Origin of the sequence: Enterobacter cloacae complex sp. EB5, from assembly GCF_031432835.1 — a bacterium.
Taxonomy (GTDB): Bacteria; Pseudomonadota; Gammaproteobacteria; order Enterobacterales; family Enterobacteriaceae; genus Enterobacter; species Enterobacter hormaechei_C.
In genome coordinates this window covers 1,835,335-1,848,257 of record NZ_CP133860.1, presented here as the reverse complement: position 1 = coordinate 1,848,257, position 12,923 = coordinate 1,835,335, and the positions used below count along the sequence as shown (strand labels likewise).

Here is a 12,923-nt window from a genome sequence, read left to right as displayed (position 1 = left end):
GTTAACGAAGAAGTCCTACATACGGGCTTATTATACACGTCGCCGCTGTGTGACGTAGCCTTTGTCACACTTTTTCCCCTGGATGATTAAATTTTGCGTGCCGTTTTCAGCTTTTACCTTCCTTTTGCTGCAATAAAAACAATGCGCTGAAGCGCGCTCGTAAAATGCAATTTTGCAGCTGGTCTGCGGCTCCCGGGCAGGGTATACCCTTCGCAAAACAGGGAGGGGTAATAATGGTGAAATGGATAAGCATACTGATGATCTTCTTAAGCAGCGGGGCGATGGCAATCTGCCCGGTCTGGTCACCGGCTAAAGCCGGGCAGGAGATCGCGGCCCTGAAGGCGCAGCTGACCCGCTGGAATGAAGATTACTGGAAGCAGGGCAGCAGCGAGGTGAGTGACGACGTTTACGACAGGCTTAACGCCCGCTTAAAACAGTGGCAGCGCTGTTTTCACGATGAACCGCTGCACGACGATCTTCCAGCCGCCAGTGGGACGGTGAAACATCCCTTCGCCCATACCGGCGTGCATAAGGTAGAAAGCAAGCAGGCGCTTAGCCGCTGGATGGCGACGCAGCAGGATCTCTGGGTACAGCCAAAGGTGGATGGTGTTGCGGTCACCCTGATCTACAAAAACGGCAAGCTGGCGCAGGCGATTAGCCGGGGCGACGGCTTACAGGGGGAAGAGTGGACGGCACAGGCGCGAATGATCCCCGCTATTCCGCAAACGCTGGCCGGGCCGCTTGCCAACAGCGTGTTGCAGGGTGAACTTTTTCTGCTGCGCGAGGGGCATATCCAGCAGCGGATGGGGGGGATGAACGCGCGTGCGAAGGTAGCGGGAGCGATGATGCGCGCGACCGATCGCGCAGCGCTGAAGCAGACAGGCATTTTTATCTGGGCCTGGCCGAACGGCCCAAAAGCGATGAAAGCACGCCTTTCCGCGCTGGCGGAGGCAGGTTTTACCCTGACGGCCCGCTATACCCTGCCGGTTAAAAACGCGGCTGACGTGGAGGCGCAGCGGACGGCCTGGTTTAAGGCTTCGTTGCCCTTCGCCACGGATGGCATTGTGGTCCGCGCCTCGGCAGAGCCGCCGGGCGAGCGATGGCTACCGGGGGAAGGGAGTTGGGTCGTCGCATGGAAATACCTTCCTGTGGCCCAGGTGACGGAAGTCAAAGCGATTCACTTTACCGTTGGCCGTACCGGGCGGATCACCGCGATTGCGCAGCTTGAGCCGCTGATGCTCGACGATAAACGTGTACAGCGCGTCAGCTTAGGGTCGGTTAACCGCTGGCAGAGGCTGGATATTGCCCCCGGCGATCAGGTGCTGGTAAGCCTGGCGGGACAAGGTATTCCCCGGCTGGATAACGTGGTGTGGCGCAATGTGGATCGCAGTAAACCGCAGCCGCCCTCATCGCGCTATAACGGCTTAACCTGTTTCTATGCCTCCCCGGAGTGCATGGAGCAATTTTTTGCCCGGCTGACGTGGCTAAGTTCCAGGCAGGCGTTAGATATCGAAGGAGTGGGCGAATCAGGATGGCGGACCCTCTATCAGGCGCATCGGTTTGAGCACCTCTTCTCCTGGCTACAGCTCACGCAGGCGCAGCTCACCGCGACGCCGGGGATATCGGCATCGCATGGCGCTGCGCTGTGGCATCAGTTTAACCTGGCGCGGGAGCGTCCTTTTATCCGCTGGATCACCGCGATGGGAATACCGCTGGCCCGGTCGACGCTCAAGGCGGCAGGGGATCGCACCTGGCAGGCGCTGAGTCAGCGAAGCGAAGCGGAGTGGCGGATGCTGCCGGGTGTCGGGCAGGAGAAGGCCCGCCAGATCGTAAACTGGCTACATCAGCCTCAGATTGATGCCCTGGCAAAATGGCTGGCCGCAGAGCACATCGGTGGATTTTAATCGGCATGCGCTCCTGAACAAACTGGTGAGGGGGCAAACACTTTCGCTGCCGTGAAATAGCGTATTTATGAGACGCGGTTTATATACGCAATAATTATGAATGTAAATGAATCATTCATGATGAATATATTTTTAGGAAATATTATTCCCGATCCCGATTTCAGGATTTGCTCTGCTTGCGTTTTTATTTTCTTCGAGAGATCGGCTTAATTGATCTCAATCACTTTTAATTGAGAGCAATAGTCGGGAATGAAGGGGTTATGGGTAATGTAGCCTGTATGCTGAACGAGGTGTTGTTTTTAATTTCAGTCACTTAACTGTTTTATTAATAATATGTTGAGTTTTTCCTGGTTAACAATTGGTCATATTTATTCTGCCGGAAATCATTGCGTCAAATTATTATAAGAATTATCTTATCCAAAATTTTTAAGGTAGTTACCGCTGGGGTGCATTTCGCATCACTTCTGCGTTTTCCTTTCTTTTTGCACCCCGTGAGGGAGTTAACTACCTGAACTCCAATTGAAGCAATTAAGGGTACCGAAATATATCCTGGCGGTTTATATGCGCTGGTGTTCAGAGCCCAGGGCTTTTACATGGATGATTTTCCGTCCCTGTCGGGCCGGAATTCAGCCCCGGGCTTTATGCCCGTTAACCGGGACCTGGTTTCCAGGTGCTCATATTTTCCTTCATTTGAATGAGGACCAAAAATGAAAAGGACGCTTTGTACAGTGCTGACGGCACTCACGCTGGCGACTGCCCTGCCTGCTATAGGCGCTACCACCGAAGCAGGTAGCACCAGCGCAGCAACAACCGGTACAACAACCGGAGCAACGGTGGGAACTACCGCTGGCACTACGGGAGGACTGGCGGCAGGCGCGATTGGGACAACCGCTGTTGTCACCACCGCTGCGATTGCCGGCGTAGCGACGTTAGCCGTTGTCGCGGCAAGCGACAGTGGCGATGACTCAGGCAATGGTACTTCCACGACGACAGTTACCCGCTAAGGCTGGTGCGCAAGGCGATATAGCCTTGCGCTGAACAGCGCAACGACTTGACCCGGTGGCGACAGCAAAGCCGGGTATTTAATTGATTTCAATGTTATTTAATCAAGGATTTCTGGTGAGACTGTTTATTCTGCTCATCATGACTCTGCTGATCCAGGGATGTACGCCGAGCCAGCAGAGCATTATTGAGACCTTTAACGCCAGCCTGGACGGGCGCCAGGATGTGACGGTAACGGACGGGCAGATTCAGGCGCTCCCATACTCAACCATGTACCTGCGTCTGGATAATGGCCCGAGGATCCTGGTGGTTCTCGGATACATCGAACAGGGAAACAGTAAATGGTTATCGCAGGATAATGCAATGATCGTCACGCATAACGGTCGCCTTATCCACACGCTCAAGCTTCCTTATAACCTGCTTGAGGTAACCAACCTTGAGCACGATCCGCTGCGCCACACGCCGCAGCTCCGCGACGGCAGCCAGTGGTCGCGCGATGTGCGCTGGCAGGAAGAGGGGCGGTATCGCTCCGCACACCTGACCTCGCGCTTCTCCCTGAGCGGGATTGAAAACCTGACCCTTGCCGGAAACACGCTACGTTGTCAGGTCTGGCAGGAGATGGTGCAGGCCGATGGCCTCAATCGTCGCTGGTATAACACCTTCTGGATTGATTCCGCCACCGGGCAGGTACGCCAGAGCGAACAGATGCTCGGCGCGGGCGTATTCCCTGTCGCCATGACGATGTTGAAGCCCGCCCCATGAACAGACTCAGAAAATGGTTACCTGGCGTAGGGCTATCTCTCTTCAGCCTGTCCGCCTCATGCGCAAGCGTCGTTACCGTGCATCAGCCGGGCAAAACGTGGTCTGCTGAACCGGCCGATACGCTCTCCCGGCTGGTCACCCAGCCGCAGCTGAGCAACGTCTGGTGGCAGGGCGCTGTCATCGCAACCCCTTCCGCCACGCGGCGCGCGCAACAGACGCAACAGCAGGTGCTGGCGTCGCTTTCAGCCTGGCAGAATCGCGCCGATGACGAGCGGATCGCGACCATTCACGCTGTCGCTGCACAGATCCGCTCCCTGCGGATCGTCGGGCGGCAGTTTGTCAGCCTCGATCCAGACGCCGTGCGTACCGACGCCCGCGGCGATCGTTCCCTTGAGGGCCGTTACGATCTGTGGCTCTCGCCTGCGCCCCGCACTGTCACGCTGATGGGGGCGGTCGCCACGCCGGGGAAACTGGCCTGGCGACCGGGCGCAAGCATCAGGGATTACTTACAGGGGCAGCTGCGGCTGGCTGGCGCCGACAGGAATCACGTGACCGTTATCGATCCTGACGGCAGTACGGTTGTTGCGCCAGTGGCGTACTGGAATGCACGCCATATTGAAGCAGAGCCGGGCGCTGTTCTGTGGGTGGGGTTTGATCCCCGGGCGGTGCCGGACGATTTTACCGGTCTGAATGAGCAAATCGTTGCGCTTCTGACGCGGCGGATACCTGACTGATGAACAAACTTTTTTTACTGAGCGGCCTTGCTCTGGCGATCTCTTCTGCCTGCCACGCGGAGCTGCGTACCTGGCCCGATCCGACCGGACCGTCACAGTCCGACTTTGGCGGCACCGGCCTGATGCAAATGCCCGACGCGCGCTTTGGCCGGGAAGGGGAATTCAGCGTCAACTACCGCGATAACAACCAGTACCGTTTTTACTCCTCTTCGGTCGTGCTCTTCCCGTGGCTGGAAGGGACAATTCGTTATACCGACGTCCGCACCCGCAAATACAGCAGCGACGAGGATTTCAGCGGCGATCAAAGCTACAAGGATAAGTCGTTCGACTTTAAGGTTCGTCTGTGGGAAGAGGACTATAGCCTGCCGCAGGTAGCGCTCGGCAAGCGCGATATTGCGGGTACCGGCCTGTTCGACGGTGAATATCTGGTTGCCAGCAAAATGGCCGGACCGGTCGATTTTACCTTTGGAATAGCCTGGGGATATCCCGGTAATAGCGACAACGTGGGCAACCCGCTTTGCCACGACAACAATAAATATTGCACCCGCGGCGAGTCGCATGATGCCGGAGATATCAGCTTTAGCGATATGTTTCGTGGCCCGGCGTCGCTGTTTGGCGGCCTCCAGTATCAGACGCCCTGGCAGCCCCTGCGCCTGAAGATCGAGTATGACGGCAACAATTATGCCGATGATTTTGCCGGCTCCATTAAGCAGTCGAGCCATATTAACGTGGGGGCGGTCTATCGCGTTGCCGACTGGGCCGATCTCAACCTCAGCTACGAGCGCGGCAATACGCTGATGTTTGGCTTCACCCTGCGGACCAACTTTAACGATCTGCGCCCCGCGCTGCGTGATAACCCGAAACCGGCCTGGCAACCGGCACCGGCAGGCGAGACGCTGGACTATACCTCGGCGGCAAACCAGCTCACCGCGCTTAAGTACAACGCAGGCTTCGATGCGCCGGAGATCCTTCAGCACGGCAATACCTTATACATGACCGGCGAACAGTATCGCTATCGCGATCCGCGCGAAGCGGTGGATCGCGCCAACCGTATTCTGATCAATAACCTGCCCGACGGGGTCGACACGATCGCTATCACCCAGCAGCGTGACCATCTGCCGCTGGTCACGACGCAAACCGATGTCGCCAGCCTGCGCAAACAGCTGGCGGGACAGCCGCTCGGCCAGGAGGAGGCGCTCAGGCAGCAGCGCGTCGAGCCTGTGGATACCACAGTGTTCGGGCGCGGCTACCGTATTCGCGCCGATCGCTTCAGCTACAGCGTCAAACCGACGCTGGCGCAGTCGCTGGGCGGTCCGGAAGATTTCTATATGTTCCAGGTGGGGGTGATGGCCAGCGCCAGCTACTGGCTGACCGATCGTCTGCTGCTCGACGGCGGCGTGTTCGCCAACCTCTATAACAACTACGACAAGTTCAAATCCTCGCTGCTTCCCGCTGACTCCAGCCTGCCGCGCGTCAGAACCCATATTCGCGACTATGTCAGAAATGACTTACACATCAACAACTTACAGGCCAGCTATGTCGATGCGCTGGGGCACGGCTTCTATGCCCAGATTTATGGCGGCTACCTCGAAACCATGTACGGCGGCGTGGGAGCAGAGGCGCTCTGGCGCCCGCTGGATAGCGACTGGGCGCTGGGCGTGGATGCGAACTACGTCAAGCAGCGCGACTGGGACGACATGATGCGCTTTACCGACTACAGCGCGCCAACCGGATTTATCACCGCCTACTGGAACCCGGCGAAGCTCAACAGTGTGTTGATGAAGCTGAGCGTCGGGCAGTACCTGGCGAAGGATAAAGGCGCCACCCTCGACGTCGCGAAGCGATTTGACAGCGGCGTGACGGTAGGCGTCTGGGCGGCGCTGACCAACGTCTCGAAAGAGGATTATGGCGAAGGTGGCTTTAGCAAAGGCTTCTACATCTCGATCCCGCTTGATCTGATGACGATCGGCCCAAATCGCAACCGGGCGGTGGTCTCGTGGACGCCTCTCACGCGTGATGGCGGCCAGATGTTAGGCCGTAAATATCAGCTCTATGACATGACGTCAGAACGCGAAACCCCGGTAGGGCAGTATTACCGGATGAAACAGGCATTACTTAACCAGATGATTTTCCTGAATGAAAAACGTTAAATTTTCCGTGCTTGCGTTGGCTATGATGGCGTTAAGCGGTTGTACTATCGTACCGGGCCAGGGACTTAGCACCCAGGGCAAAGATATTATCGATCTGCCTGACAGCAATTACGATCTGAATAAGATGGTCAACGTCTATCCGCTCACGCCGGGGCTGGTGGAGCAGTTGCTGCCTGGCAAAGTCGACTCCCGCGCGAATCCTGAACTGGATCGCCAGCTCCAGAACTACCAATATCGCATCGGCGTCGGCGACGTGCTGATGGTGACCGTCTGGGACCACCCGGAGCTGACCACCCCCGCAGGTCAGTACCGTAGCGCCAGCGATACGGGCAACTGGGTGAATGCCGATGGCACGATCTTCTATCCCTATATCGGCAAAATTCGCGTCGTCGGCAAAACGCTGGCCCAGGTGCGCGATGAGATCGCCGCCCGGCTGGACTCGGTGATTGAGAGCCCGCAGGTGGATGTCAGCGTCGCGGCGTTCCGCTCGCAAAAAGCCTACGTGACGGGCGAAGTGGCTAAGTCTGGCCAGCAGCCCATCACCAACATTCCGCTGACGATAATGGATGCGATCAATGCGGCAGGCGGCCTGACGTCAGAGGCGGACTGGCGCCACGTGGTGCTGACCCATAACGGCCAGGATACGCACATTTCGCTCTACGCGCTGATGCAGCGCGGCGATCTCACCCAGAACAAACTCCTCTATCCGGGCGATATTCTCTTCATTCCCCGTAATGACGACCTGAAAGTGTTTGTCATGGGCGAGGTGGGTAAACAGAGCACCCTGAAGATGGACCGTAGCGGCATGACGCTGGCGGAAGCGCTGGGTAATGCCCAGGGCGTGAATCAGGATATGGCCGACGCCACCGGAATCTTTGTGATTCGTCCGTTGCAGGGCAAGCAGAACGGCAAAATCGCCAACATCTACCAGCTTAACGCCCGGGATGCCACCGCGATGGTGTTGAGCACCGAATTTCAGCTTGAGCCTTACGACATCGTCTATGTCACCACCGCGCCGCTGGTGCGCTGGAACCGCGTGATCTCTCAGCTTGTGCCGACCATTACCGGCGTACATGACCTGACTGAAACAGGGAGATATATCAGAACATGGCCAAACTAACGTTTAACGCCATCCTGGTGATCTGTACCGGCAATATCTGCCGCTCCCCCATTGGAGAACGGCTGCTGCGCCGGCTGCTTCCCACCGCCCGGGTCGATTCAGCGGGAATTTGTGGCCTGGAAGGGCGCACCGCCGATTCACAGGCGACAGAGATCGCCGCCGAACGCGGCACCCTGCTTGAGGGCCACGTTGCGCGCAGGCTCACCGCCGCCATGGTGCGCGACTACGATCTGATTCTGGCGATGGAGCTGGAACATATCGAGCAGGTCACGGCTATCGCACCGGAGGCGCGCGGCAAAATGATGCTCTTTGGTCACTGGACGGGCAGAAAAGAGATCCCGGACCCCTACCGTAAAAACCGGGACGCATTTGAATATGTTTATGGGCTGCTGGAGCAGGCCAGTCTGGAATGGGCGAAACGGCTCAGTTAATCACACGGGATAGTTACGTTTTATGTCAACAAATAACCTTCACGCCCATGATGCGTCTGCCGCGAATAACGAGATCGATCTTGTGCGCCTGTTGGGTGAGCTGCTCGACCACCGAAAATTTATTCTCATCCTTACCGCGCTGTTCACGCTGGCGGCACTGCTTTATGCGCTCTTTGCCACGCCGGTTTATCAGGCCGATGCGCTGATACAGGTGGAACAGAAGCAGGGCAACGCGCTACTCAGTAACCTTAGCGAGTTCATCCCTGACTCCTCGCCGGAGTCGGCGCCGGAGCTTCAGCTTCTCCAGTCGCGCATGATCCTCGGTAAAACGATTGATGACCTGAACCTGCGCACGCAGGTAAGTGAAGACTATTTTCCCCTTGTCGGACGCGGCTGGGCGCGGCTCACCGGACAACAGCCTGGCATCGTCGATGTCAGTATGCTCAATCTTCCCCCTGTCGCGGGCCGGGCGCAAAAGCTGACGCTGACCGTCGGCGAGAAGGGCCACTATCAGCTGGAAGGCGATAACGTGACGTTACAGGGCGTTGTGGGACAGCCGCTGAGCGCGGCGAATATCGCCATTACCATTGCCGATATCCAGGCGAAGCCGGGTACGCAATTTACGATTACACAGCAGAGCGAGCTGGAGGCCATTGACGCGCTACAGCTGCGTTTTTCCGTGAGCGAGCGCAGCAAGGACAGCGGGATGCTTGGCCTGACCATCACGGGGGAAGATCCTGACGAGATAGCCCGCGTGCTTAACTGCATCGCCGACAACTATTTACAACAGAACGTGGCTCGCCAGGCGGCGCAGGATGCGAAAAGCCTGCAATTTTTGAAGCAGCAGCTTCCGCAGGTGCGCAGCGAGCTGGACCAGGCCGAGGAGAAGCTCAATCGCTATCGTCAGCAAAACGACTCCGTTGACCTGAACCTGGAGGCAAAAGCGGTGCTGGAGCAGATTGTGAATGCGGACAATCAGCTCAATGAACTGACCTTCCGGGAAGCGGAAATTTCGCAGCTCTACAAAAAAGATCACCCCACCTACCGGGCGCTGATTGAGAAACGCCAGACGCTGGAGCAGGAAAAAAACCGCCTGAATAAACGGGTATCGTCCATGCCGTCAACCCAGCAGGAGGTGTTGCGCCTGAGCCGTGATGTGGAGTCGGGACGCGTTATCTACCAGCAGCTGCTTAACCGCGAACAGGAGCTGAGCATCGCCCGGTCGAGCGCAATTGGTAACGTCCGCATTATCGATCCGGCCGTGACCCGGCCGCAGCCAGTCAAGCCGAAAAAAGCGCTGGTCGTCGTTCTGGGGGTTCTCCTGGGTCTGTTCGTCTCTGCGGGCTGGATCCTGGCGCGCAGTATGCTGCGTATGGGCATTGAAACGCCGGAGCAGCTGGAGGAGCACGGGATTAACGTCTATGCCACCGTACCGCTGTCGGAATGGCTGGCTAAAAAGATGCGTTTGCGCAAAAAAGACTTTATGTCCTCAGGGCTGCGCCATAAGACCAAACATATCCCCTTCCTGGCGGCGGATAACCCGGTCGATCTTTCCGTGGAGGCAATTCGCGGCCTGCGCACCAGTCTGCATTTTGCGATGATGGAGTCAGCGAACAATATACTGATGATCTCTGGCGCCACGCCTGACAGTGGTAAAACCTTTGTCAGCAGTACTCTGGCGGCCGTCGTGGCGCAGGCGGGCCAGAAAGTGCTCTATGTTGATGCGGATATGCGTCGCGGGTATGCCCATGATCTGTTTAAGCTCGACAATACCTGCGGCTTATCGGAGATGTTGTCCGGTAAGGCGGAGTTTACCCAGGGCGTTCAGACCTTCGATAAAGGCGGGTTCGATACCATCGTGCGCGGGCAGATCCCCCCTAATCCGGCGGAGCTTCTGATGCATACGCGTTTCCAGCAGCTGCTGGACTGGGCGAATGAACGCTACGATCTGGTGATTATCGATACGCCACCGATCCTGGCGGTCACCGACGCGGCGGTTATCGGCCGTCGCGCAGGCACCACACTGCTGGTCGCCCGCTTCGGGATGAACAGCGTGAAGGAGATGCTGGTCTGTGTACAGCGTCTGGAGCAGAGTGGCGTCAATACCAAAGGGGTGATTCTCAATGGCGTCGTTAAGCGGGCAAGCAACGCTTACGGCTACGGCTATCATCATTACGGTTACAACTATTCGAGTAACTGATTATCCGGTGCCTGCCCGTTCTGACATTAATGCGCATTGTGTTTGTAATGAAAAACGGGCAGACCCAGCTTCAGGCGCAATGCCAGCATACGTGCGGTGAAACCAAACAGCAGGGTGGAGATAACCACCACATCGTGGCTGGTGACATAGTGCTGCAAGGCGACGTAAAGCACCGCCGCGGCAAAGGAGATGCCGGCATACAGTTCCTTCTGGAAAACCAGCGGGATACGTTTGCAGAACATATCCCGCAGCACCCCGCCAAACACGCCCGTGATCACGGCCGCAATGGTGGCGATAACCGGGCCTTCACCCATATCGAGAGCGATCTGTGCGCCAATGATGGAAAAAACAATCAGCCCAAGCGCATCCAGCACCAGAAACACGCGGCGCAGATGTGGCATCACCGGGGCCACAATCGTGGTTAGCACGGCTGCCGTTGCCACGATAATGACGTACTCAGGGTTTTTGACCCAGCCGAGCGGATAATGGCCAAGCAGGATATCGCGTACAGACCCGCCGCCGAGCGCGGTGGCTGTGGCAATGATAATCACGCCGAAGGTGTCCATACGGCGACGTCCGGCGGCGAGCGCGCCGGTCATGGCTTCTGCGGTAATGCCAATAAGATAGAGAATGTGAAGCAGCATAAACCCTCCGGAATGAAGAGGAGGAGAGTAGCGATTTGTGCGGAAGATCACGATTGAGATTTTCTAAGGCGAGGGGGTTTGCCCTACAGAAATTTATCAACGCATGCATGGCGGGCTTGTGATAAGGCGGGAGGAAAAGAAAGTAAGGCTAAATAAGGATTAGAAAAACTAATGGGTGGTGTGCGAGGCAACACCACCCTGAAAGGAATTACTCGATATTCTGGATCTGCTCGCGCATCTGCTCAATCAGGACCTTCAGCTCAATCGCTGAATTGGTTACCTCTGCATTGATAGACTTAGACGCCAGCGTGTTCGACTCGCGGTTGAACTCCTGCATCATAAAGTCGAGACGGCGGCCTACCGCTTCTTTCTTCTTCAGAATGTTGTAGGTCTCTTTAACGTGCGCTTCCAGACGATCCAGCTCTTCAGCCACGTCCACACGCTGTGCCATCAGCACCAGCTCTTGTTCCAGACGGTTGTTTTCCAGCTGGACTTCCGCCTCTTCCAGTTTGGCGACAAGACGCTCACGCTGCCATTGCAGCACTTCTGGCATATGAGCGCGCACTTTAGCGACTTCGGCGCTCACGCCTTCAAGGCGTTGCTCAATCATCGCTTTCAGCGCCTGGCCTTCGGTTTCACGGGCAACGATAAAGTCATCCAGCGTGCCGTCGAGTGCAGCCAGGATCTCAGCGGTAATCGCGTCCAGATCCTGCTCTCCGGCGGCCATCACGCCAGGCCAGCGCAGAATATCAACCGGGTTGATCTCGCCTTCATCGCTTTGCATTTTGACCCAGTTCGCCGCATTAACCAGCTGTTTTGCCAGCTTTTCGTTCAGGATCAGTTCGCCCTGCGCGCTGGCGTCGGGCTCAAAACGCAGGTTACATTCCACTTTCCCGCGGGTCAGACGCGTACGGATACGCTCACGCACCACAGGCTCCAGGCTGCGGAACTGTTCCGGCATACGGAAATACGTTTCCAGATAGCGCTGGTTTACCGAGCGCATTTCCCAGGTAGCGCTACCCCAGCTACCCTTGATTTCACGCCGGGCGTAGGCGGTCATACTGCGGATCATAGACATTCCCGTTTTTAAAGGAGAGATGGGGGGATTATAGCTTTCAGGGGCTTCTCAGGATAGGAATAAGCGTCCTTTATCCGTATAATGCGCAGCCACATTCGTTTCAAGCCGGAGAATCCATCATGCGTCCAGCAGGTCGTAGCGCCAACCAGGTGCGTCCCGTCACCCTGACCCGTAACTATACAAAACACGCTGAAGGCTCCGTGCTGGTTGAGTTTGGTGACACCAAAGTGCTTTGCACCGCGTCCATTGAAGAGGGCGTGCCTCGCTTCCTGAAAGGTCAGGGCCAGGGGTGGATCACCGCCGAATACGGTATGTTGCCGCGCGCAACCCATACCCGTAATGCCCGTGAAGCGGCAAAAGGTAAGCAGGGCGGCCGTACAATGGAGATCCAGCGCCTTATCGCGCGTGCGCTCCGCGCCGCGGTTGACCTGAAAACGCTGGGTGAGTTCACCATCACGCTGGACTGCGACGTGATCCAGGCCGATGGTGGCACGCGTACGGCCTCTATTACCGGCGCCTGTGTGGCGCTGGCAGATGCCCTGAACAAGCTGGTTGCCGCCGGTAAGCTGAAAACCAACCCAATGAAAGGGATGGTTGCTGCTGTCTCCGTTGGTATCGTTAACGGCGAAGCGCTTTGCGATCTGGAATACGTTGAAGATTCTGCCGCAGAAACCGACATGAACGTGGTGATGACCGAAGATGGCCGCATCATTGAAGTGCAGGGTACGGCAGAAGGCGAGCCATTTACCCACGAAGAACTGCTCACCTTGCTGGCGTTGGCCCGAGGGGGTATCGAATCTATTGTAGCGACGCAGAAAGCGGCGTTAGAAAATTGATTTTAAGGCGACCAATGAGTCGCCTTTTTTTTGCCTGTAAGACTGAAAAGACAAAGGAGCAA

Annotated in this window: 10 protein-coding genes and 1 pseudogene; 9 read left to right on the top strand and 2 right to left on the bottom strand. The window is 56.9% G+C overall.

Annotated elements, in window-relative coordinates; genetic code table 11:
- Nucleotides 1–233: 233 nt before the first annotated feature.
- From ligB to etk, 8 genes and pseudogenes are all read left to right on the top strand, one after another.
- Nucleotides 234–1,904, top strand: a complete 1,671-nt coding sequence (gene ligB, locus RHN82_RS08830; protein ID WP_047050357.1) for an NAD-dependent DNA ligase LigB — start codon at nt 234–236, stop codon at nt 1,902–1,904.
- Nucleotides 1,905–2,611: 707 nt separating this feature from the next.
- Entirely contained in the window at nt 2,612–2,908 is a 297-nt protein-coding gene (locus tag RHN82_RS08825; protein ID WP_017383628.1) for a hypothetical protein, read from the top strand.
- A 115-nt stretch (nt 2,909–3,023) separates the two neighbouring features.
- The gene (locus RHN82_RS08820; RefSeq protein WP_047050358.1) at nt 3,024–3,668 is read left to right on the top strand and encodes a YjbF family lipoprotein; all 645 of its coding nucleotides are present in this window, start codon (nt 3,024–3,026) and stop codon (nt 3,666–3,668) included.
- A complete protein-coding gene (locus RHN82_RS08815) occupies nt 3,665–4,402 on the top strand; it encodes a capsule biosynthesis GfcC family protein (RefSeq protein ID WP_047050359.1) in 738 nt (245 codons plus the stop codon). Before RHN82_RS08820 ends, RHN82_RS08815 begins: the two co-directional genes overlap by 4 nt.
- Nucleotides 4,402–6,492: pseudogene (locus RHN82_RS08810) on the top strand (YjbH domain-containing protein); the annotation flags it as partial. The gene RHN82_RS08815 and the pseudogene RHN82_RS08810, both read left to right, overlap by 1 nt.
- A gap of 46 nt (nt 6,493–6,538) precedes the next feature.
- Nucleotides 6,539–7,672 carry a polysaccharide export protein gene (locus RHN82_RS08805; RefSeq protein ID WP_047050361.1) on the top strand — a complete coding sequence of 378 codons (1,134 nt, stop codon included), beginning with the start codon at nt 6,539–6,541 and terminating at the stop codon, nt 7,670–7,672.
- On the top strand, nt 7,660–8,103 hold the full coding sequence (locus RHN82_RS08800) for a protein-tyrosine-phosphatase (RefSeq protein WP_047050362.1): 444 nt from the start codon (nt 7,660–7,662) through the stop codon (nt 8,101–8,103). Before RHN82_RS08805 ends, RHN82_RS08800 begins: the two co-directional genes overlap by 13 nt.
- Nucleotides 8,104–8,125: 22 nt before the next feature.
- The gene (etk, locus tag RHN82_RS08795; RefSeq protein WP_047050364.1) at nt 8,126–10,303 is read left to right on the top strand and encodes a tyrosine-protein kinase; all 2,178 of its coding nucleotides are present in this window, start codon (nt 8,126–8,128) and stop codon (nt 10,301–10,303) included.
- 26 nt (nt 10,304–10,329) lie between these two features.
- On the opposite strand, the gene RHN82_RS08790 is transcribed toward etk, so the two are convergent.
- Both RHN82_RS08790 and RHN82_RS08785 read right to left on the bottom strand, forming a co-directional pair.
- Complete coding sequence (locus tag RHN82_RS08790; RefSeq protein ID WP_015570045.1) at nt 10,330–10,947, bottom strand: trimeric intracellular cation channel family protein; 618 nt, start codon at nt 10,945–10,947, stop codon at nt 10,330–10,332.
- Nucleotides 10,948–11,155: 208 nt separating this feature from the next.
- A complete protein-coding gene (locus RHN82_RS08785) occupies nt 11,156–12,019 on the bottom strand; it encodes a YicC/YloC family endoribonuclease (protein WP_003860907.1) in 864 nt (287 codons plus the stop codon).
- A gap of 125 nt (nt 12,020–12,144) precedes the next feature.
- Here RHN82_RS08785 and rph point away from each other — a divergent pair, with 125 nt between their 5' ends.
- Nucleotides 12,145–12,861 carry a ribonuclease PH gene (gene rph, locus RHN82_RS08780; RefSeq protein WP_015570044.1) on the top strand — a complete coding sequence of 239 codons (717 nt, stop codon included), beginning with the start codon at nt 12,145–12,147 and terminating at the stop codon, nt 12,859–12,861.
- The last annotated feature ends 62 nt before the right edge of the window (nt 12,862–12,923 follow it).

What these genes read in the sequence shown, in the direction of transcription:
- ligB (WP_047050357.1), top strand. Translation starts at nt 234, where the DNA reads ATGGTGAAATGGATAAGCATACTGATGATCTTCTTAAGCAGCGGGGCG.
- RHN82_RS08825 (WP_017383628.1), top strand. Translation starts at nt 2,612, where the DNA reads ATGAAAAGGACGCTTTGTACAGTGCTGACGGCACTCACGCTGGCGACT.
- RHN82_RS08815 (WP_047050359.1), top strand. Translation starts at nt 3,665, where the DNA reads ATGAACAGACTCAGAAAATGGTTACCTGGCGTAGGGCTATCTCTCTTC.
- RHN82_RS08805 (WP_047050361.1), top strand. Translation starts at nt 6,539, where the DNA reads ATGAAAAACGTTAAATTTTCCGTGCTTGCGTTGGCTATGATGGCGTTA.
- RHN82_RS08800 (WP_047050362.1), top strand. Translation starts at nt 7,660, where the DNA reads ATGGCCAAACTAACGTTTAACGCCATCCTGGTGATCTGTACCGGCAAT.
- etk (WP_047050364.1), top strand. Translation starts at nt 8,126, where the DNA reads ATGTCAACAAATAACCTTCACGCCCATGATGCGTCTGCCGCGAATAAC.
- RHN82_RS08790 (WP_015570045.1), bottom strand. Translation starts at nt 10,947, where the DNA reads ATGCTGCTTCACATTCTCTATCTTATTGGCATTACCGCAGAAGCCATG.
- RHN82_RS08785 (WP_003860907.1), bottom strand. Translation starts at nt 12,019, where the DNA reads ATGATCCGCAGTATGACCGCCTACGCCCGGCGTGAAATCAAGGGTAGC.
- rph (WP_015570044.1), top strand. Translation starts at nt 12,145, where the DNA reads ATGCGTCCAGCAGGTCGTAGCGCCAACCAGGTGCGTCCCGTCACCCTG.